Raw genomic sequence first — 19,741 nt, 5'->3', positions numbered from 1 at the left:
TAACGATGATAGAAGAACATATTATAAATCTTATCCTTATCTTCGGCGGAACAGTGAGTTCATTTTTACTTGCATATTTTATATGCCCAATTTTCATAAGCCTTCTGATTAAATTAAAAATAAGTAAAAGAATTCGTACCGAAGCATCTAGTGGAAAGGCGATACTGTTTAATGTACTTCACAAACACAAGGCCGGAACTCCAACAATGGGTGGAATATTGATTTGGGTAACTACTTTGATCATCGTACTCGCAACTCGATTTATATCTTATATTGGAGTAGTAGATCATTCATTAATCAACAGGAAAGAAACATATCTTCCAATTTTCACTCTCGTTACATTAGGACTACTCGGTGCGGTAGACGATTATTTCAACATCCGTGGCTGGGGCAAATCACATGGTATAAATATGAGGCCAAAGTTTTTATGGCTTACTTTTTTTGCTGCACTTGGATCTTATTGGTTTTATTTCAAACTTGGATACGACACTATTCACATCCCATTTTTCGGAGATTATTTTATTGGACTATGGTACATACCACTTTTCATATTTATAATAATCGCCTCTGCAAATTCAGTGAATTTTACCGATGGGCTTGATGGCCTTGCCGGAGGGCTATCGATACTCGCTCTACTATCACTGGGAATCATTGCTTATTCTCAAGGCCTACTCATATTAACAGCATTTTGTGGCGTACTGATAGGGGCTCTGCTCGCATTCTTATGGTTCAACATACCTCCCGCCAAATTCTTTATGGGCGACACGGGCTCAATAGCCCTCGGCGGAACTATGGGGGTTATTGCCATGCTCACAAACTCAGTTGTCGTATTTCCACTTATAATGTTTATCTTCGTAATTGAAACTCTTTCTATAATCATTCAACTCACTTCCAAAAAACTAAGAAATGGAAAAAAGGTATTTTACATCGCACCAATACATCACCACTTCGAACACATCGGCTGGCCTGCTCATCAGGTAACCATGAGGTTTTGGATAATCGGAGCCTTCTTCGCAGGGCTTGGGACCCTACTCGGTATCACTCAAATCTAGCTCATCAGAAACTACCGTCTGTCCAACCAAAGCGATATCTACAGTCGCAGCATTTTGATCGTTCACACCTACGAATTCACTTAATTCAACCAGTTCATCAAGATTATCCTTTTGTAAGACCATGAACTCAGCAAGCAAATCATCGTAAGAAGAATCAGTATTTGCTATAACAAAATATTCATCAAGCGTATCGATCACTCTACTTTGTACGCTTTCAACATTTATAATTCCATTAAAGCCGACAACCTCATGTAATGCATTAATTGTTTTTAAATCTGACAAAGCGGTGACGAACGCCGCTCTAAAATATCCATCTTGATCATGCTGATTGTAAGCGACCAAATCACGTAATGTATTTTGAAGAATATTTGGATAATCTTCAATTGAGACTTCAGCCATAGTTGCTCCACCATGCTTCAAAAGATTAAACACTTGATAAAGATCATCAGATGCATGGTTCAAAGCTATTTGGTTTGCACGAACACGATCATTTGCGAGCAAGAACTCAACTTCTCCAACAACTTTTTTTACATCGGATAAACTGGATCCTGGTAGAGTTGTGTAATACCTTCTTTTGTCCTGTGCCATCATAGCAGAAAGCTGTCTTTCTACGTCTTCTATACCTATAAGATCACTATATTCATGAGTAATATCAAGCATTATTTGCTTATACTCTTTGAGAACTTCTTCAGCATTTCCACTCAAACCTTTTTGAATCAAAACCTCAGCTTCGGCGAGTCTTTTACTAGCTATATTAAGCTGATTTTCAAGTTTCTCACGTTGATTAATACCAAGAACCATACCAAGATTTTCTTTGAACATCTTAACTCCATATAATTTATCAGTTGGAAGGAATCCAACTGCATCTTCAAGATCAGATGAACCTTGTTGAGCAAGAAGTTGACCTTCGAACTCATCTTTTGACATATTCATACGAAGCCATAAGTCCTTATCATCCAAACTTACAATCTTATTTTTCCCTTCACTTACAATCAAACTTTCGCCTTCAACGACAGTAGTCTTAACAGCTGGATTATAAGAAGAAAGCTCAACGTCAACAAAATTCTCCACTACAGATATTGCCACCTGCTCTTCTTTATCAACATCCACATCAAAAGTAGCATTTCTCCGCACCTTTACAACCGTATGCAGGGTTGCAACATTGAAAGATCCAACAATTAACGATGGGACTTTAGACCATATACGCCCCGCTGCTACTCCAAGAGTAACTTCCGTGTTACCGAAATCGTCACTATATAACTTACTCAGATTTAACTTTGATTCTTCATCAACCCTGCTCATAGTCCTGTCCATAAATATAGCTGTAACACCGGAACCATATCCGGTATGGATTTTATCGCCCTCTTGCAAAACAAAACCATCCACTACCGGAATCAACATACCTGCTCGATATACATAAACATCTCCGGAGATATTAAAAAGCAGACTATCTTTGGCATATGAAATAGGCGTATTCAATTGGAATGTAAAAATACTTACAAAAGAAATCATTATAATCATAGCGGTCGCGATGGAAGCTCTACCAAAAATACTTTTTTCACAAACATCAAACCAAGAAAACGAACCAAGGTCGAGAGAAATACGGTTCATAAGACGTCTTCTCATACTCATATTAACTTCACGTGGTACCTGCAAAGAATCAGCAAGTTTCCGGATCGGAGAAATCATTTTTTCATATTGAGCTAATTCCGCTTGATCATTTATAGAACTCATCAAACGTGATTTCATAACCTTCTTGACAGACTTACTTGGCAACCCAAAAGAAGCAAGGTTTGTTATACCTTTTTCAAGCTTCAATTCATCATCACCGTTATCTGTCTTAAAGAAATTCATATATATTATAGGGGTTTTCGCTATTTAATACGGTAATTAAAGGGTTTTGTTACAATATTCAGATGTCAAATTCAAATGCTTGTAAAACAGTCCTGAGTTCTTTTAGAGCTCTAAACTGCATAACTCTAAGTGCTGATTCATTTTTACCCAAGATTTCAGCTATCTCCTCATTGGAAAGCTGATTGATAAATTTGAGTACTATAAAGTCATAATGCGTTTTTTTCAAAGTGCCAAGTGCCCGAATAAGAATCTCATTATTCAAATTTAATTCTGTACATCCTATAGGTTTGTGCTCACGCTGATAAGACTGAATCGTCTCCTCAAGAACTTCATCCAATTGAAGAGTATCTACCCTTGCCTCTTTACCTCTGTAATAATCTATAACCAAATTATGTGCTATACGAAATATCCAAGCGGAAAAAGAATATTTTCCTTTTTTGTACTTATTGATATTTTCCCAAGATTTAAGAAAAACGATCTCTACCAAATCCTCAACCTCTTCATTTTTTACACGGTAATAAACATAACGATAAATCGCATCTACAAATACATCATAAATCTGACCAAAGGCTTCGCTGTCACCTTGCTGACTGCGTAAAACCAATTTTTCAATTTTATCTTTGTTGTATTTGAGTGCCATAAGTATCTTGAAGTTTATACAAAAACTATGAATAGAATCAAGTCTCGGAAAAGAACTCTACCATAGGTGTAATAACAAAAAAACGTCAAAATCGTTACAAGATTTTACGAAGTAAAGCCACTAATCGGTTCCAAAACCATAGTTTTAATAGTTGGGATAGTGCGATCTGCTATAGAAGAATGCACCCTACCCACCAAATCACCATTAGCCGCTACCATTTCCCTAAACCCACATTCTCTAAATAAGTCCCTCCATACCTGGGATGGTGCGAGCTGCTGACCGGACACTTTATGTGAATACCAAAATGAAGGAGGCTGATGGGATCGACACTTATGCATAACTTCTATTGGGACCTCAAAGGATTCATTAATTATAATAGGGCTACCGGGAAAATACTTCCTATACAAATGTAAAAATTCACCGGTATTAGCAAGACCAATATCATGAGGAATAAATGACGTCTCACCAACAATGCCAAGAGAAGAACTTTGCGCCATCTCACCCAACCTTCGCACGTCATCTTCATTAATCATACTTCCATGAATATATCCGATATTGGAAGATAATCCAGCGCTTGCATCCAATGCGGTCGCATGAGCAATTGCTCCAACACTCAACTCCACGCCAACTGAACGTTGTACACATCCATCAGTATCACCAACAGTACTTCTACAAACTTTACCATCCCCTGGACCAAAACTCACAAGAGTTAAACCATCGAAGCCGGACTCCAAAGCATAGTCATATAACGCCCCATCTTCACGAAAAAGAGTTTCTATAAAAGGTAAAACTCTATAACCTAAAATATCCCCGGAACCTTTGGCGTTATGCCCTGGATGTCTCCCAACAAATCCAGGCTGATCCCATTTTACTTGATCGTATATAACTTGACCGATTCCAAGCTCTGGAAGTGCTCCATATGTTGCATAATAAGATAATATATATTGTGCATAGCCGGGATTTTTAAAAACCTCCATACCAGCCTTGGTCGCTATGACTCGGCCACCACTACCGGTTATCAAACCTTTAGCTTTAAGCGCATCTAATAAAAAATGTAAATTTGCCGGCTCACCCCTTCGTTCAATATCTTGCATATCAAATCTTCCCCTCTGAACTAACGCCTGAGTCAAATTCAACTCCTCAAGTTCAAGCCGAACCTCTCTTAAAATCGCAATCGCAGGCACTACCAAAACGTCTTGTAAAAATTCATTCCCAACAATTTGACCAACATCCACATTACAATCTCGCAACGTCATAACCTCACCCTCTCCGAAACTTTCATAGGCACTGAGCGCAGAAAGCGGACCATAAGTACCAACCAACTCTTTCAAGTTTTTTTTATTATACAAAAGATCCCCACCGGAAGAGGTCAAGCTATATCTTCCACCATTAAAATCTAAGATTCCTTGGATATACAAATAATCCAAAGTCGAACCAAGATATCTTTCTGCGAGAACCATGTCTCCGGTCTTATCAATCAAAAGCTGCATACATTCATCACGAGACAACTGAAAACCGGATGAAAGTGAGCCAAGTATCCCAACCTCATCAATTAAGTTGAAACCTGCGATGGTAAGAGGTTTGCCATAATACTCATACGCACGAGGACACTCATCTGGATTCATATACATAAATTAATTCAGTAGCAGATACTACCTACCTCTCAATTCATTGCAAGAGACTATGGGTTGCGAAACGTCCTATTTGTTCTATAAGTACTCGAGAGCCTTATCTACATCTTCAGTCCTCCCAATCAAGATAGGAGTTCTTTGGTGGATCTTATCAATTGTTAAGTCAAGAATACGCATAGTCCCATCACTTGCCTTTCCACCGGCCTGTTCCACAAGTAATGCCATCGGCGCACATTCAAAGAGTAAGCGAAGCTTTCCATTTGGCTGGGCGTCGTATCCCGGATATATGAAACTTCCACATCCCTTAAGTAGAATTTGATTTATATCTGGTACCATCCCTCCTGAGTATCGAAGTTTGTATTCGTTATCAAGCCAGTAATTTACAAGATTTCTGTATCCTTCATTATGTGCGGCTGCACGCAAATTCCCTGGAGAAAACATCTTTTCATCTGAATCCAATTTTATATCAGATTTAGTTCTAACAAACTCATCATTCTCAAGTCTAAATTCATGCGTACCTTGTCTCACAGTCAACATCATAGTTAGTCGAGGCCCATATACCAAAATCAAAGATGCCACCTGAGTTTCTCCGGTATGACCAATAATTTCTGTTCCTTTATATATCCCTACAATAGTCCCCACAGCAAGATTTACATCGAGAAGTGAAGAGCCATCAAGTGGATCGTAAACGACCGCATAACCGCTATCTCTAAACGCAGGCAGATCTTCTAGTTCTTCCGACCCGACAACTGATACGTTTCCATTGGCTTCAAGTGCCTTTGTAAGAATATCATTCGATACAACATCAAGTGCCATCTGAGTTTCCCCGGAAGAGTTTTCAGAATGCAATTTCGCACCGGTTTCTGTCGTACGGATAGCATCCATTATACCTTTTCCACACTCTGCAAGATCAAGGACAACAGAAATAAGACCACTCTCACATCCGGCTGATTCAAGGTATTGTTCTAAATTCATAAATTGGGAATTAACAAACTATTTAGTGATCCACTCTATCAAATCCAAAACTCTAGCAACATAACCCCATTCGTTATCATACCAAGCAATTATTTTTACAAAACCATTATTCATAACTTTTGTAGAAAGCAAATCGACTGTAGTTGAATGAGTATCTCCTTTGTAATCTATAGAGACTAGTGGCTCTTCGGAAACTCCAAACACTTCCGGGTTAGCCTTGGCCGCAGCTCTAAACATATCGTTTAGCTCTTCAACTGTTACTTCTTTTGAAAGTTTAGCAACTATGTCAACGCATGACCCTGTCTGCACAGGAACTCGGAAAGCCATACCGTCAATCTTGCCATCCAAATCCGGAATCACTTGACCAATAGCCTTCATAGCACCTGTCGTTGTCGGAATTATCGAAGAATTTGTAGCGCGTGCACGACGCGGATCCTTGTGAGAATTATCAAGAAGATTTTGAGTGTGAGTAAGTGCGTGAATAGTAGTAACAAAAGCCTGCTCAACTTTGAAAGCGTCGTGCAAAGCCTTCATAACCGGAGCAAGGCAGTTTGTAGTACACGATGCATTTGAAACTATTTTATCCTCAGAAGGATTAAAACTATTTTCATTTACACCCATTACAATAGTTTCAACATCTTTGTCCTTGCAAGGAGCGGTTATAAGTACTCGCTTGGCACCGGCCGTCAAATGACATGCCGCTTCATCTTTTTTTGTAAATTTACCTGTAGATTCTATGACAACATCTATCCCAAGCTCGCCCCAAGGAAGATCAACCGGTTCCTCAATTTGCAAAACTTTCGTCTCATCACCATTTACTTTCAACAAACCTTCCGTCGAGCTTATATCGGCTTGAAGTGTACCATAAAGAGAATCGTACTTAAGAAGATGGGCATGAGACTCCGCATCCGCTCTGGAATTTATCGCTTTAACCTTAATATTTGGGTGCCCAATTAACTGACGATGAAGATCCCGTCCTATACGCCCATAGCCATTAATAGCAATATTAATTGTCATTTTAGCGAATTAAAATGTAAAGAAAACACAAACGCACACAAGATATATAAGTGTACGCCGAAGTTCAATAGATTTAAGACTACCTCGCTATAGCGATCTGAGTATCACGAGTTTCTACGTAAATTCTGTTTGATGCGATAAGCATCTCCTTATCTGAGAATTCACGAATCAAAGATAATGACTTTGATTCTTCAACGCGACGATTTGCAACTTCGTTTTGGATAATCAAATGTTCACGCTCAGATTCAAGTCTATTCACAACATATCCTTGAGTTACATACCTGTTTGAAAATGCCAAATAAAGCAAACAAAGAACTGAAAAAACAGCTATTTGAATAACTATTATAGTAATTGAACTTATAGTGCTAAGACTACGTAAAGAAGCTCTCCAGTCTTGAAGACCGGCTCGGAATTCAGACATCTTACCAATTATAGTATTCCGTTGTTTACGTTCAAGGACTGCGGCGTTAGTCATCGAAAAATGGGTGAAAAATATTGAGCGAAAGTGGGGTGAAAGCGGAGCCTCCGTTATTGACGCGGAGACAATGGGTGATGCTTTCTCATGGTAGATACGGGCCGACGTTCATTTTGAGGGGGATAAGGAGCTTAAGCGCCCTATTTCGCAACTCAAGCTTGCAGCGAGTTGCGTGGGGTAAAAAATATTGAGCAAAACTTGGGTGTGGTTTTAGGAGCCGACGAGCGGTAGGGAGTCCCGCCTTCGGCGGGATGGCGTTTTTGGGGTGGACCAGAATCCCTCTCCGTATCCTGGTCCCCCAAAAACTATTTGTTTTTTGCTTTTTGTTTTTGAATCTCGTTCTGAGATTTATATTGTTATGCTCTTTATAGTCGAGCCGGACTTACACTCTTTCGACGACCCTCATCATCGCACTTCTAGATCTGGGATTACTCTGCACCTCCTCTTCAGTTGGCTTAAGTGGAGTTTTGACAATGAATTTTACAAGTTTCCATTCATCATCTTTTTTTCCTTTAGCCTCATACTTTTTAAAACATAATTTCACGATCCTATCTTCAAGTGAATGATATGCGATTACAACGATTCGACCACCTGGGGCAAGTATCTTAATAGCATCTTCCAATGCTTTTTCTAACACTCTGAACTCCTGATTTACTTCTATACGGAGAGCTTGGAAAACATTTGTACCTGCTGATTTCCCTGGCTTCCTGAACCGTTTCGCATTTTCAATGATCTCAATTAACTGTGTTGTCGTTTGTATATCAGTTTTTTTTCTAGCCTCTACTATTGCTTCAGCTACAGTCTTCGACTCTTGCTCTTCTCCATATTTCGAGAACGTTTCTTGTAGTTTTTCCGCTGAATATTCTCTTATTATATCTGCTGCTGTAAAATCTTTCGTCCTATCAAATCTCATATCTAGCGGACCTTCTTGTCTAAATGAAAACCCTCTTTCCGGATTATCTATATGTGTAGAACATATTCCGAGATCCAGAAGTATTCCGTCAATCCTTCCAACCAATCCCTCCTCTTCGATTACACTATATAACTCTTCAAAGTTCCTATGGTGCAAACTCACTCGATCTCCGTATGGCTTAAGACGCTCTTTTGCTTCCTTGAGATTACTTGCGTCTTGATCAATCCCTATAACTTTTACAGTGTCATTTGAATGGAGGATTCCCATACTATGACCACCAAGTCCAAGGGTGCAATCTACAATTACGGAATTTGACCTTATTTTCAAGTATTCTAGCGTCTCTGACAGTAATACTGGTACGTGATTTTTTGGCTGAGATACCATGCTTTTCGGGAATAAGTACCGTACAACTGTTCAAAACTTGTGCACGAATCGTGTATAACTTTTTTGAACTGTGTGCTGTATCCAAAATTATAGCTTTGCACAGCCGATGTCAAACACTTTATGTGCAAAAGTACAACTAGGGTTCAAAAAATGTGTTCACGATGCGGGCGAAGCCCGCACTTTCGCCCTTACACAAGCCTTAGTTGGCAACTCACTTTTTTAGTTGCATCGTATTTCAAATAATTGTGCAATATTTTTATACACAAAAAATCTGTTGTTATTTAAAATAGAACAACATAAACTTGGCTTCACTATAGACCACACTATAAATGATTCAATTTCTCGCAGAATTTTTCAAAGATATCAATCCGCACCTTGGTGTTTTAATTTTAAGCATTACTCCGGTAATAGAACTCAGAGGAGCAATACCGGTCGGCCTACTTGCATACAAACTTCCACTACTCACAACTGTCGGGATAGCAGTAATAGGAAATATGCTACCGGTTTTCTTTGTACTTAAATTTCTAGAACCAATAAGGGATTTTTTTACAAGTCGTGTCAAATGGATGGATAGACTTTACAAGCATGTAATAGACAAAACTCATACCAAGCACTCAGCGAAATTCTTAGCCGTAGGAGCTGTATTTCTAGTATCTTTTGTTGCAGTACCAATACCAGGATCTGGATCATGGACGGGATGCTTGGTTGCATATCTTTTTGAAGTCCCTTACTGGAGAGCAATCGGCCTTATATTCTTAGGGGTGCTCGGGGCGGCGGTTATAGTCACAAGCCTAACTACCGGAATCGATGGCTTAGTCGGAGCAATTATGGGGCTATTTGCAAATTAAACGTCGAGCCGAACCTCTCCCTGCCGAATAATTTCAATAGAATCACCTACTACCTTTATAATAGTTGAGATTTTTGGATGAGTATCGCCGTCAAAAGCTACAATTAACTCTCCACTATCAACATATTTACCAAAAACCCCTCTCACCTGAGAATCAGACAAACACACCTGTTCTCCGGATACATTACAACTTGTAGTGGTCACCGGGTTTCCAAAGTCGCACACCATCTTTAAAGAAAATTCATCGTTAGGAATTCTTATCCCTATACTATCTAAACCTGGATTTATCCACTCTGGCAAATTTTTCGTACGAGGCACAATCAAAGTCAGAGCTCCTGGCAGACATTTCTCAGCAAGCTCCAAAGCTTTTTCAGAAAAAAGTCCGTACCGACTAGCCATCTCAATATCGCTACACGAAATACTAACCGGCTTATCTTTACTCATCCTCTTCACCTTATACAACAAAGTGATTACCTCTTCATTTAAAATATCTACCGCCATCCCAAGGCAAGTATCTGTATTGTGAACTATTATCTTCCCAGCTTTTAAAGCTTCAACAATTTTTTCCATACATAGATTTAAAATCACATACAATATATATAAAGAAAATAAAACAACAAGAGTTGACAGAATTAAATATGTGTATATATTGCGACACTATTAACATCGAAACAATGAACGAACATCAAGACGGCTCGGAGCATACAACTAGTGGAAGGCAGCTTGCAATAGCCATGGGTTTAGTATTAGCAATGCTAGTGAGCGCAATCCCGGATTGCATAAACGGGAGTAGCACAGATCAAGATAAAGTTTATGATTTAAGCGATGATGATCTTGGCAATCTGATGTATGAAATAGAAGAGGCTCGAATCGCACTTGGATGTGGGCCAATAATAATGACATAAAAAAACTTAGCATTGATTTTTAAACCCTCTCTGGTAAGTTTTGGAGTGATTTATTAAACATACATTTTAACTCCCTCTAGTATGAAACCACGCGTTGCAATCAATGGGTTCGGTCGTATTGGTCGACTTGTTTTTCGAGCTAACCTACTCTCAGAGCAGCTAGATATCGTTGCTATCAACGACCTCACTGACAACCATGCTTTAGCACATCTTCTAGAGTTTGATTCAGTACATGGAACACTCGATGCTGACATTCAAGTAAAAGGAGATGATACGATTGTTGTAAATGGCAAAGAAATGAAAGCACTTTCAGAAAGAGACCCACTTAATCTTCCATGGGAAGAGCTAGGTGTTGATATAGTTATCGAATGTACAGGGGTTTTTAGAACTCGTGAAAAAGCTGGAATGCATATAACAGCAGGGGCGAAAAAAGTAATAATCTCAGCTCCGGCAAAAGATGAAATCGACTTAACAATTGTTATGGGAGTAAACGACAAAGCTTATGACAAAGAGACGCATCATATTGTTTCAAACGCTTCTTGTACTACAAACTGTCTAGCTCCGGTTGCAAAAGTTTTACATGAATCATTTGGCATCAAGAGAGGGCTCATGACGACAATTCATTCGTATACAAATGACCAGATGATCCTAGACTTACCACACAAAGACTTACGCAGAGCTCGTGCCGCAGGAATGTCTATGATCCCAACTTCAACCGGAGCTGCTAAGGCTGTCGGACTAGTACTCCCAGACCTTGCAGGTAAATTAAATGGATTCGCGGTCCGCGTCCCAACACCGGATGTATCATTTGTAGACCTGACAGTTGAAGTTGAGAAAAGCACAACGGTTGAAGAAGTCAATGCAGCATTTTTGAAGGCGGCAAACGGAGAGCTCAAAGGAATTCTCGCAGTAGAAACTCGACCACTGGTTTCAATCGATTTCACAGGAAATAACAATTCTTCAATAGTTGACTCAGCCCTCACAGAAGTAATGGGCGGCGACCTCATCAAAGTCGCATCATGGTACGACAACGAATGGGGCTACTCAGTCCGCACTGTAGATCTCGCAGAACTTATGTGGGCTTAATAACTAGTCATTTTTTACGCACCAATCAAGCTTGCTCGATACAGAAGTTTGATAACGTCCATGCGAGTCATTGCTTTGGCAGGTTCGAGATTTCCATCGTTTTCAAGTAGTTCGTTATAAAATGCAAAATTTGCATATGGAATAAACCAAGCGGTACTCTCGTTTACATCCACATCATGCCAAAATGTAAAATTTGTCGGTACATCAGCATAGCTCATCTTTGAAGCTTCTATAAAAATTCGAAGCAGCTCGACGCGATTGATAGGGTTTTCCGGTCGGAAAAATCCATCCGGATAGCCACCAACGATAGAATTTGCAAGAGCGTTATAAACATAATTGCTAAACCACCTCCCTACTTTTGGCACATCAGGGAAAATTCGCGAATAACTCGCAGGTGTACCAACCGAATAATGATATGCCTCAAGCATAACTTTTGTAACTTCTGCACGATTGATCGGGCGGTTCCACTCAAGCATACCGGCATCTGTCCCACTAAAGATCCCTCCATCGGTGACGTATCCAACAGCAGTACATTCTTCAGGAGTAATATCCTCATAAACTGCATCCGGGAAACCTCCACACAAGTATGTATGGGGATCAAACAATTCTGAAGCACCAGGTGTATCTGTGACACTTGCCGGCAAAAATTCCTCTGGATATAAATGTAAATAAGGCAACCGAGTAGTTCCTGTAGAAATATTAGAAATGCTTTCTCCACTATCCCCTCCAGTCCATATATTTTGTCGTTTATAGTAATAATCATAAGTACCACCATAAGTTTGACCTGTATCATCAACCGCACTTGCATAAAAATTATAACCAAGCGGCGCCATGATTTCATGCGTCCTACCTGCTCCATCCGTAATACCGGTGGTGTACGCACCATGCCCAACAACATAAAGTGTTACATGTGCGCCAATTATAGGATCTCTGTGATTATTGTACACAGTCACTTGCACTTCAAAATCCTCAGCTCCATCTATAGTAGTTGGAGTATCAACAACAACGGGTTCATCTACGGTAGTAGGTGGTACGACAGGTTCGTCCACTGGGGCCGGATCAACCGCGGCAGTAACAGAATTATCACCAGGATATAAATGTACATATGTAGAAGCCGGGCCACGAACAATACCATTACCGGCATTAATTATGCTTCCATCAGCCTGTGCTATCCAAATATTATCAAAACCATATCCGGACCATGCGTAATAATTATCTGAAGCATCTGTAGCCAAACCGTAAAAAGTTGACCCGGACGGCACCATTACATTGTTAGCACGACCAGCTGAATTGGTCACATACGGAGAACCATATTGCGAATAAACCCCTGTCGCATCATCACGTACAAACATAGTCACTGTGGCGTTTGGAACGGCAACAGTACTTTCTCCACGAACCACTATATCCACTTCTATATCCGCTGCAAACGCTAAAGATGTAGATAGAAACATCAAACCAATCACAGACACAAGCATCGCAACAAGGCGTGTTTTAAAAGTCATTATAAATAATTAAAAAATACTCGCACCTTACAATACATAGACATAAAGAAAATTACAATTTTTTAAAAACGATATCTGGAAAATTTAAGAGCGACAAAAAAAATACTGGCACTGTCACGCTTGAAGTGCTAAAATACTTTCTGCATTAAGTGAACCATTATGGACAGAAGGATAGAAATTTTACGTGCAATCGTTGAGCAGTTTATACAGACTGCGGAACCGGTCGGTTCAAAAAGTATAGTAGTGAGATTTAACCTCAATGTAAGTCCTGCAACTATTCGAAATGACATGGCTACTCTCGAAAAAGAAGGTCTGATATTCCAACCACATACTTCGGCAGGTCGTATTCCAACAGATCAAGGTTATAGACTTTTCGTTAACGAACTCGCTGATTACAAACATGCTCAAAAAATTGCAAAAACGACAATTACTCATTTGATAGAGCAAAACCAAGCGCATCAAGCTAAGCAAAAACTCTATGAGGCAATGAATATATTATCTCAAGCAGTTGAAAATTTATGTTTTGCAACTGTACCCAATAATGAGAGAGCATTCTTTCTTGGGACTTCAAAGATTCTACGGAATCAAGAATTTCTCGATGAACCAATGCGCGCGAGTCAAGTAATCGAAGTGCTTGAAAATGGCACAAAATTCAGAAACATTCTAAAAAAACTTCCAACTGACAAAGACGTAAAAATATTTATAGGAAAAGAGAACTTGATCAAAGAAATAGAAAGCTGCTCAATAATCGTAACCGAATACGAACTAGATGGCTTTGGTGGCCACATCGGAATCCTCGGCCCTACTCGCATGAGCTACGCATACAACAAAGCCGTTCTCGAAGAAATTAAAAACATGCTCTAACACTTATATATAATGAATACACAACAAGACGATAATCAGGTTGAGCCACTCGATGAGATTCAACAAAAGATCAAGGAACAAGAAGAACTAAATGAACAAGCGGAAATAGATGCCAAAATCGCTCAACTCACAAACCTCGCTCAACAAGCAACTGCGGACCTGGCTAATTTCAAAAGAAGAAGTGAGGAAGAAAAAAAAGCTTTCGCACAATTTGCGACGGCAAATCTAGTACTCGAACTACTCCAAGTAACTGATAATTTTGACCGAGCACTTCAAAATGTCCCGGAAGAAATCAAAGGAAATGAATGGCACCAAGGAATACAGGGAATCGATCAACAATTTCACGGGATTTTGCAAAAACAAGGAGTCGCACCGATCCAAGCTATCGGCCAAAAACTAGACCTCAACCTCCACGAAGCCCTCATGCAAGGACCTGGCGAAAAAGACATAATTCTCGAAGAACTGGAGAAAGGATACATGATGGGGACTCGCATACTTAGACCAACTAAAGTAAAAGTCGGAAACGGAGAAGCGGCTTAAAATTACTCTTGACCAAAGGGGTTTAGCACTCTACAATGATGAGTGCTAATAACGCAAGCGGCGAAAGCTTCGTTTGCGAGTAAGGAGGCGAAGCCAACAATTAGCAAATACTCAAAATATTTAAACTTTAATTTCAAATAACATGGGAAAGATAATCGGAATCGACCTCGGGACAACTAACTCTTGTATGGCTGTTATGGAAGGCGGTGAAGCTGTCATTATTACAAATGCGGAAGGTAACCGTACTACTCCATCAGTCGTAGCTATGAAAGATGGTGAAAGATTCGTAGGAACTTTAGCAAAACGCCAAGCAATTACTAATCCGGAACAAACAATTTTCTCTGCAAAAAGATTTATTGGTAAAACATTTGCAGAAGTAGAGAAATCAGGACTCGTAAAAAGAATGCCTTTTAAGGTGGCTAAAGGTAAAAAGAATGAGGCTGAAATCGAGCTGGGCGGAGAGATGAGGCGACCAGCTGAAATCTCAGCTATGGTTCTTCAAAAACTCAAAGCGGATGCAGAGGCATACCTCGGTCAGGAAGTTACAGAGGCTGTAATAACAGTTCCTGCATACTTCAATGATTCACAGAGACAAGCGACTAAGGATGCGGGTAAAATCGCAGGGCTTGAAGTAAAACGTATTATCAACGAACCAACGGCAGCTGCTCTCGCATATGGGATCGACAAAAAACAAGGTGAGCACAAAGTTGCAGTATTCGACTTTGGTGGAGGTACTTTCGACGTATCAATTCTCGAAATCGACAATGTAGAAGGTGAAAAACAATTTGAAGTTTTATCTACAAACGGTGACACAACCCTCGGTGGGGATGATTTCGACGAAGTGCTTATCGACTATATAATTCAAGAATTCAAAAAAGAAACAGGAGTTGATCTGAGTAAGGACAACATGGCTCTTCAAAGAGTTAAAGAAGATGCTGAGAAAGCAAAAATCGAACTTTCGACTGCGCAAGAAACTACAATCAACCAACCGTTTATCACGGCAGATGCAAGTGGCCCAAAGCATCTTAATATGAAAATTACGCGAGCGAAGTTCGAAGAACTCGTGAGCGATGTAATAGAAAAAGTTGTCGCACCATGTAAAGCCGCACTCAAGGATGCAAAACTTTCTGCGAGCGATATTGAAGAGGTTTTACTGGTTGGTGGAACTACTCGTATGCCGGCAGTTCAAGCAAAAGTAAAAGAAATTTTCGGAAAAGAGCCTCACAAAGGAATTAATCCGGACGAAGTAGTTGCACTTGGTGCCGCTATCCAAGGTGGAGTACTTCAGGGAGATGTTAAAGACATTCTCCTACTCGACGTAACCCCACTTACTCTAAGTATCGAAACTGCAGGAGGAGTAGCAACTCCAATGATTGAGAGAAACTCAACTATACCAACTTCAAAAGCACAAACATTCTCAACTTATTCTGACAATCAGCCTTCAGTTGAAATAAACGTACTTCAAGGTGAACGACCAATGGCCGCAGACAACAAATCTCTCGGTAGATTTATACTGGACGGAATTCCACCGGCTCCGCGCGGAGTGCCACAGGTAGAGGTCGCATTTGACATCGATGCCAACGGTATACTTAGCGTACGAGCAAAAGACAAAGCAACAAACAAAGAGCAACACATTACAATCACCGGAAGCTCTGGACTCTCTGACGAAGAAGTAGAGAAACTAAGGAAAGAAGCCGAAATTCACGCCGAAGAAGACGCAAAGAAAAAAGATCTCGCCGAAGTGAAAAACCAAGCCGAGTCACTGATATTCCAATCCGAAAAACTTCTTAAGGATTCTGGAGACAAAGTTGCAGACGACGTCAAGAAACCGGTTGAAGAAAAAATACAAGCAGTAAAAGACGAACTGGCAAAACCCGACCTCGATCTCGACGCTCTCAAAAAAGCAACGGAATCACTCTCCGAAGAAATCCAAAAAGTCGGTGCGGCAATGTACGAAGCCGCTAAGACCAGCGAAGCGAATGCTTCGCATGAAGGCTCATCTGAAGAAGGCGGCACCTCCGGCGATAGCGCGGATGATGGCGTAAAAGTCACCGACAACAACAAAGACGAAGAAGTAGTTGAAGGAGAGGTTGTGGATGAGGGGAAGTAAAATATATATAAATGGAAGATGCAACTAAAGATGTAGACTGGAAATTCATGGAGATGACTTCAAAAATTTGGGAATCAGACGGTACTGTTATCTTCTTTTTTATTTCGGTATTAGTTTTACACATATTTTTATGGCTAAATGATCGCGCTCGACTAAAAAATGAATTTGAATATGATATGAAAGAAGCGGGGGCCAGACTTCAAAAAGAAATCGAAGATACTCAAAATAATTTAGAAGCTCGTGGGCTTACATTTTCAGGCGAGGCGGTGCGTCAGCTTGGGAAATATAGTGCGTTCGCATTACCTGACACTCCTGAGGCTAAAACTTCCGCAATCCCTTTACAACAACCATTAGAAGACGGCACTTTTATAAAAGGAGAAGTAGTCGAAAGATATGAAGACTATATTGAAAATCGTACTAAAAAATACAAATTCGACAGAAAAAGATCAACATATTTAGTTCTTTTAACATTAAGCGGATTTATTCTTTACACTCTTTTCAACTTGAGATAGCGAAAAAATAGCAAAACCCCTGCCACAAACCAAAAATCGACCATTGACTTCGTAGCTACATCCATATATAATGTAGCCACATTATTCTTGTTATGAAAGATGACACAGATAGAAAAGCTGATTGTTAAATTCCTGAAAAATCCCGGCAGTGTACGTTATGACCAAATTAAAAAAATTCTTTTGAAATTAGGCTTTGAGTATTTGCCCGTTCAAGGTGGAAGCCATGAAAAGTTTAAACACCATTCTCTGGATAGAGACCTCGTTATTCCCCTCCATCACAACGATTGCAAAACCTTTTATAAGGACTTAGCGGCAAAATTAATTATCAAAAATCATCTTTATTAAGATCCTCAATCACTAATCAATTTATGAAAAAATCATCAATCAAACATTTTATTACTTTGAAAAATAAGAAGTACTCTTATACGATTTCGCCGATAGATAAAAAGACTACAATTATCGAATGTAAAGATGCTCATATCAAACAAGAATTTTTGAATGAAGATATAGTTGATTTGCTTAATGATCTTCCGAAACTTATTCTCGCCGAACAAAAATATAAAAAACAGCACGCTGAATTGATCCGTTTCAGAGTCGCGCCAGAGGATAAAAAAGCAATTGAAAGAAAAGCTGTCGAATCAGGTTATAACTCAATCTCCAGTTTCCTTCGAGATCTCGCACTCGGGAAGTAAGAAAAAAACCTCCCCGCTAATTGTGGTGTATAAACCACGTTTTTATAGTCAAATCGCTTATTTGAGCGATTAACCGACCATGAATCTCTGCCCGGGCAGACTTTCGTACAGAGGGGAAATAGGACAAAACGCAATATCTCGCAACACTTGTCCATTTTTTCGGCGCCGAAATTTTTGACATCGGTCAACTTCTATTGTGTATACCTATTTAAACTCAAAGTGGTCGGCTTTATTATTAATATTTTGTTCATTTGGTGTATTTTATACGCTTGATTTACAAGAAAAAATGAAATGCACGTCAACTTAATAAGATAAAATAAAAAAACCTGATCCTGAAGCACAAAGAACTTTATATGCCGAAAATCTTAAATCATTCGCAGACGCCATAGATGGATTTATAAAAGAATTCATAGGACAAGTTATTGAAATTATGGCTCAAATAAAAATTGACAATGGGTGCTTACGGGGGAAAGATGGCGAATCATTTTTGAAAAAACATGAGAATGAAAAACCATCCATAAATTTTGATACAGCTCCACTTGAGCAAATTGATAATGTAATTAAAGTTAAAGTAACGAAAGTGATCGGAAAATTGAGTAAAAAAATAAAATTGCAATGAATGAGACCTACACCTGAAGTGAAGGCATACTTGCATTCACTCAAAATTGGCAAAAAGACCTACCATTTACTCCCCTCAGGCGACAAAAGATTATAATCACAGATTTACAACTGCTCGAGCTTTTGCTTAAAAAGATCTATCTCTCGCTCAGAATAAATTTCAACCTGAAATTTTTTATCTAATCCTGACTGCATACAGTGGTTTCTGGTAGATAAATCACAAAAAATCATATCGCAATACGGAATAACTGTTCCTACGTTAAGAGTATCATAAATATCATTTGACTTGAGATGCTTCCCTTTATTTCTCTTGAAATGTCCAAGGAGTAAAAGCAACCCATCATGTGTAGACCTGGAGCAATATGCATTACGAATTTTTTCCATTGATACCTCCGCTTCCTCCTTGTCACTACTCGCTCTCGGTAAACTCGAAAGCATTTTAATCGCCTCTGCAGTATCTTTGACAAGGAACGAGGCAAACGACTGCTTTTGGGCATCAAGAATAGCCTTTTGAAGAACAGCTATTTTGTCATTCTTACATTTTTTACAAAGATCCTGCATTGCCACTTTGAATTTTCGCCCACATTCTCTCAACATCGTTTTTGAATAATTGATCGGCAAATCGGCATAAAATTTCTCCGCTACGCCTCGTAAAATATAGTCCCTATCTTCAATAGACATATCCTTAAGCTCCTCCTCAGATTCATATTCAAACGCATGTACGGATTCCCAAAAACAACCGAAAATTTCTTCTAATTTCAAATGGCTCACCGATGCAGTATCATGATTCATGATAACTTTTTGTGCATCAAATTCTAATTCTAAGATCGTTACAAAACGTCGCATATATACATTGGATGACAATTTTTGTATCAAGTTAAATATTGTATCAACCTGGGCATCATCTCCAATGGCTGCAATCTCACTTAATAAAAAACCATTCACAACTACATGCACCTTGCCCTCGGCAACAAGTCTTGCAAGTAGAACTACCAAGTCTTTAAAACTTTTTTCGCCATCAACGAACTTCGTCCAAAAACAAGTGTCAAGAAAAATCATCCTTTTTTTATTCAAGTTTTTGGAAGCAACCCAATTGCTATCCCTTAGACTGTAAGCCATGTCAT

21 protein-coding genes are annotated in these 19,741 nt (G+C 39.4%); 11 read left to right on the top strand and 10 right to left on the bottom strand.

Annotated features, from left to right (window positions below; genetic code table 11):
- The first annotated feature begins 5 nt into the window (after positions 1-5).
- Positions 6-1,052, top strand: a complete 1,047-nt coding sequence (gene mraY, locus Q8P68_05750) for a phospho-N-acetylmuramoyl-pentapeptide-transferase (protein MDP4008666.1) — start codon at positions 6-8, stop codon at positions 1,050-1,052.
- On the opposite strand, the gene Q8P68_05745 is transcribed toward mraY, so the two are convergent.
- The 7 genes from Q8P68_05745 to rsmH all read right to left on the bottom strand — a co-directional run bounded on the left by Q8P68_05745 (position 1,029) and on the right by rsmH (position 8,941).
- Entirely contained in the window at positions 1,029-2,906 is a 1,878-nt protein-coding gene (locus Q8P68_05745; GenBank protein MDP4008665.1) for a DUF5667 domain-containing protein, read from the bottom strand. The genes mraY and Q8P68_05745 overlap by 24 nt on opposite strands.
- 58 nt (positions 2,907-2,964) lie before the next feature.
- Positions 2,965-3,546, bottom strand: a complete 582-nt coding sequence (locus Q8P68_05740) for a sigma-70 family RNA polymerase sigma factor (protein MDP4008664.1) — start codon at positions 3,544-3,546, stop codon at positions 2,965-2,967.
- A gap of 104 nt (positions 3,547-3,650) precedes the next feature.
- The gene (locus tag Q8P68_05735) at positions 3,651-5,171 is read right to left on the bottom strand and encodes a hypothetical protein (GenBank protein ID MDP4008663.1); all 1,521 of its coding nucleotides are present in this window, start codon (positions 5,169-5,171) and stop codon (positions 3,651-3,653) included.
- An 84-nt stretch (positions 5,172-5,255) separates the two neighbouring features.
- Positions 5,256-6,152: a class 1 fructose-bisphosphatase gene (locus Q8P68_05730; protein ID MDP4008662.1), complete on the bottom strand. Its 897-nt coding sequence runs from the start codon at positions 6,150-6,152 to the stop codon at positions 5,256-5,258.
- 18 nt (positions 6,153-6,170) lie between these two features.
- Positions 6,171-7,169 carry a type I glyceraldehyde-3-phosphate dehydrogenase gene (gene gap / locus Q8P68_05725; GenBank protein MDP4008661.1) on the bottom strand — a complete coding sequence of 333 codons (999 nt, stop codon included), beginning with the start codon at positions 7,167-7,169 and terminating at the stop codon, positions 6,171-6,173.
- Positions 7,170-7,248: 79 nt separating this feature from the next.
- Positions 7,249-7,644 (bottom strand): hypothetical protein, encoded by a 396-nt coding sequence (locus tag Q8P68_05720; GenBank protein ID MDP4008660.1) that lies wholly within the window; start codon positions 7,642-7,644, stop codon positions 7,249-7,251.
- Positions 7,645-8,026: 382 nt separating this feature from the next.
- Positions 8,027-8,941, bottom strand: a complete 915-nt coding sequence (rsmH, locus tag Q8P68_05715; GenBank protein MDP4008659.1) for a 16S rRNA (cytosine(1402)-N(4))-methyltransferase RsmH — start codon at positions 8,939-8,941, stop codon at positions 8,027-8,029.
- 329 nt (positions 8,942-9,270) lie between these two features.
- Here rsmH and Q8P68_05710 point away from each other — a divergent pair, with 329 nt between their 5' ends.
- Positions 9,271-9,789 (top strand): small multi-drug export protein, encoded by a 519-nt coding sequence (locus Q8P68_05710; protein ID MDP4008658.1) that lies wholly within the window; start codon positions 9,271-9,273, stop codon positions 9,787-9,789.
- On the opposite strand, the gene Q8P68_05705 is transcribed toward Q8P68_05710, so the two are convergent.
- Positions 9,786-10,358 (bottom strand): L-threonylcarbamoyladenylate synthase, encoded by a 573-nt coding sequence (locus tag Q8P68_05705; protein MDP4008657.1) that lies wholly within the window; start codon positions 10,356-10,358, stop codon positions 9,786-9,788. The genes Q8P68_05710 and Q8P68_05705 overlap by 4 nt on opposite strands.
- Before the next feature lie 104 nt (positions 10,359-10,462).
- Here Q8P68_05705 and Q8P68_05700 point away from each other — a divergent pair, with 104 nt between their 5' ends.
- Positions 10,463-10,693: a hypothetical protein gene (locus Q8P68_05700; protein MDP4008656.1), complete on the top strand. Its 231-nt coding sequence runs from the start codon at positions 10,463-10,465 to the stop codon at positions 10,691-10,693.
- An 81-nt stretch (positions 10,694-10,774) separates the two neighbouring features.
- Positions 10,775-11,779, top strand: a complete 1,005-nt coding sequence (gene gap, locus Q8P68_05695) for a type I glyceraldehyde-3-phosphate dehydrogenase (GenBank protein ID MDP4008655.1) — start codon at positions 10,775-10,777, stop codon at positions 11,777-11,779.
- Positions 11,780-11,793: 14 nt separating this feature from the next.
- Here gap (Q8P68_05695) and Q8P68_05690 read toward each other — a convergent pair whose 3' ends face one another.
- Positions 11,794-13,281, bottom strand: coding sequence for an S-layer homology domain-containing protein (locus tag Q8P68_05690; GenBank protein ID MDP4008654.1), 1,488 nt, complete (start codon positions 13,279-13,281; stop codon positions 11,794-11,796).
- Positions 13,282-13,440: 159 nt separating this feature from the next.
- Between Q8P68_05690 and Q8P68_05685 the strand changes: the two genes are divergently transcribed.
- From Q8P68_05685 to Q8P68_05655, 7 genes are all read left to right on the top strand, one after another.
- On the top strand, positions 13,441-14,145 hold the full coding sequence (locus Q8P68_05685; GenBank protein ID MDP4008653.1) for a DeoR family transcriptional regulator: 705 nt from the start codon (positions 13,441-13,443) through the stop codon (positions 14,143-14,145).
- Positions 14,146-14,157: 12 nt separating this feature from the next.
- Entirely contained in the window at positions 14,158-14,685 is a 528-nt protein-coding gene (locus tag Q8P68_05680) for a nucleotide exchange factor GrpE (GenBank protein MDP4008652.1), read from the top strand.
- A 142-nt stretch (positions 14,686-14,827) separates the two neighbouring features.
- Complete coding sequence (gene dnaK / locus Q8P68_05675) at positions 14,828-16,795, top strand: molecular chaperone DnaK (GenBank protein MDP4008651.1); 1,968 nt, start codon at positions 14,828-14,830, stop codon at positions 16,793-16,795.
- Between the two features lie 11 nt (positions 16,796-16,806).
- Positions 16,807-17,307 (top strand): hypothetical protein, encoded by a 501-nt coding sequence (locus Q8P68_05670; GenBank protein ID MDP4008650.1) that lies wholly within the window; start codon positions 16,807-16,809, stop codon positions 17,305-17,307.
- 99 nt (positions 17,308-17,406) lie between these two features.
- The gene (locus tag Q8P68_05665; protein ID MDP4008649.1) at positions 17,407-17,652 is read left to right on the top strand and encodes a type II toxin-antitoxin system HicA family toxin; all 246 of its coding nucleotides are present in this window, start codon (positions 17,407-17,409) and stop codon (positions 17,650-17,652) included.
- Between the two features lie 23 nt (positions 17,653-17,675).
- Complete coding sequence (locus tag Q8P68_05660; protein ID MDP4008648.1) at positions 17,676-17,999, top strand: hypothetical protein; 324 nt, start codon at positions 17,676-17,678, stop codon at positions 17,997-17,999.
- Positions 18,000-18,429: 430 nt separating this feature from the next.
- Entirely contained in the window at positions 18,430-18,618 is a 189-nt protein-coding gene (locus tag Q8P68_05655) for a hypothetical protein (GenBank protein ID MDP4008647.1), read from the top strand.
- 104 nt (positions 18,619-18,722) lie between these two features.
- Here Q8P68_05655 and Q8P68_05650 read toward each other — a convergent pair whose 3' ends face one another.
- Positions 18,723-19,676 (bottom strand): hypothetical protein, encoded by a 954-nt coding sequence (locus Q8P68_05650; GenBank protein MDP4008646.1) that lies wholly within the window; start codon positions 19,674-19,676, stop codon positions 18,723-18,725.
- Positions 19,677-19,741 lie beyond the last annotated feature (65 nt).

Source organism: Candidatus Peregrinibacteria bacterium (assembly GCA_030700255.1).
Taxonomy (GTDB): Bacteria; Patescibacteriota; Gracilibacteria; order UBA1369; family JABINC01; genus JABINC01.
This window is presented reverse-complemented; position numbering and strand designations above follow the sequence as displayed.

Excerpts from the sequence above, each read along its gene's own strand:
- dnaK (MDP4008651.1), top strand. The coding sequence starts at position 14,828 with ATGGGAAAGATAATCGGAATCGACCTCGGGACAACTAACTCTTGTATG.
- Q8P68_05720 (MDP4008660.1), bottom strand. The coding sequence starts at position 7,644 with ATGACTAACGCCGCAGTCCTTGAACGTAAACAACGGAATACTATAATT.
- Q8P68_05740 (MDP4008664.1), bottom strand. The coding sequence starts at position 3,546 with ATGGCACTCAAATACAACAAAGATAAAATTGAAAAATTGGTTTTACGC.
- Q8P68_05660 (MDP4008648.1), top strand. The coding sequence starts at position 17,676 with ATGAAAAAATCATCAATCAAACATTTTATTACTTTGAAAAATAAGAAG.
- mraY (MDP4008666.1), top strand. The coding sequence starts at position 6 with ATGATAGAAGAACATATTATAAATCTTATCCTTATCTTCGGCGGAACA.
- Q8P68_05710 (MDP4008658.1), top strand. The coding sequence starts at position 9,271 with ATGATTCAATTTCTCGCAGAATTTTTCAAAGATATCAATCCGCACCTT.
- rsmH (MDP4008659.1), bottom strand. The coding sequence starts at position 8,941 with ATGGTATCTCAGCCAAAAAATCACGTACCAGTATTACTGTCAGAGACG.
- Q8P68_05680 (MDP4008652.1), top strand. The coding sequence starts at position 14,158 with ATGAATACACAACAAGACGATAATCAGGTTGAGCCACTCGATGAGATT.
- Q8P68_05700 (MDP4008656.1), top strand. The coding sequence starts at position 10,463 with ATGAACGAACATCAAGACGGCTCGGAGCATACAACTAGTGGAAGGCAG.
- Q8P68_05655 (MDP4008647.1), top strand. The coding sequence starts at position 18,430 with ATGGCTCAAATAAAAATTGACAATGGGTGCTTACGGGGGAAAGATGGC.
- Q8P68_05690 (MDP4008654.1), bottom strand. The coding sequence starts at position 13,281 with ATGACTTTTAAAACACGCCTTGTTGCGATGCTTGTGTCTGTGATTGGT.
- Q8P68_05735 (MDP4008663.1), bottom strand. The coding sequence starts at position 5,171 with ATGAATCCAGATGAGTGTCCTCGTGCGTATGAGTATTATGGCAAACCT.
- Q8P68_05670 (MDP4008650.1), top strand. The coding sequence starts at position 16,807 with ATGGAAGATGCAACTAAAGATGTAGACTGGAAATTCATGGAGATGACT.
- Q8P68_05650 (MDP4008646.1), bottom strand. The coding sequence starts at position 19,676 with ATGATTTTTCTTGACACTTGTTTTTGGACGAAGTTCGTTGATGGCGAA.
- gap (MDP4008661.1), bottom strand. The coding sequence starts at position 7,169 with ATGACAATTAATATTGCTATTAATGGCTATGGGCGTATAGGACGGGAT.
- Q8P68_05685 (MDP4008653.1), top strand. The coding sequence starts at position 13,441 with ATGGACAGAAGGATAGAAATTTTACGTGCAATCGTTGAGCAGTTTATA.
- Q8P68_05705 (MDP4008657.1), bottom strand. The coding sequence starts at position 10,358 with ATGGAAAAAATTGTTGAAGCTTTAAAAGCTGGGAAGATAATAGTTCAC.
- Q8P68_05665 (MDP4008649.1), top strand. The coding sequence starts at position 17,407 with ATGACACAGATAGAAAAGCTGATTGTTAAATTCCTGAAAAATCCCGGC.
- gap (MDP4008655.1), top strand. The coding sequence starts at position 10,775 with ATGAAACCACGCGTTGCAATCAATGGGTTCGGTCGTATTGGTCGACTT.
- Q8P68_05745 (MDP4008665.1), bottom strand. The coding sequence starts at position 2,906 with ATGAATTTCTTTAAGACAGATAACGGTGATGATGAATTGAAGCTTGAA.
- Q8P68_05730 (MDP4008662.1), bottom strand. The coding sequence starts at position 6,152 with ATGAATTTAGAACAATACCTTGAATCAGCCGGATGTGAGAGTGGTCTT.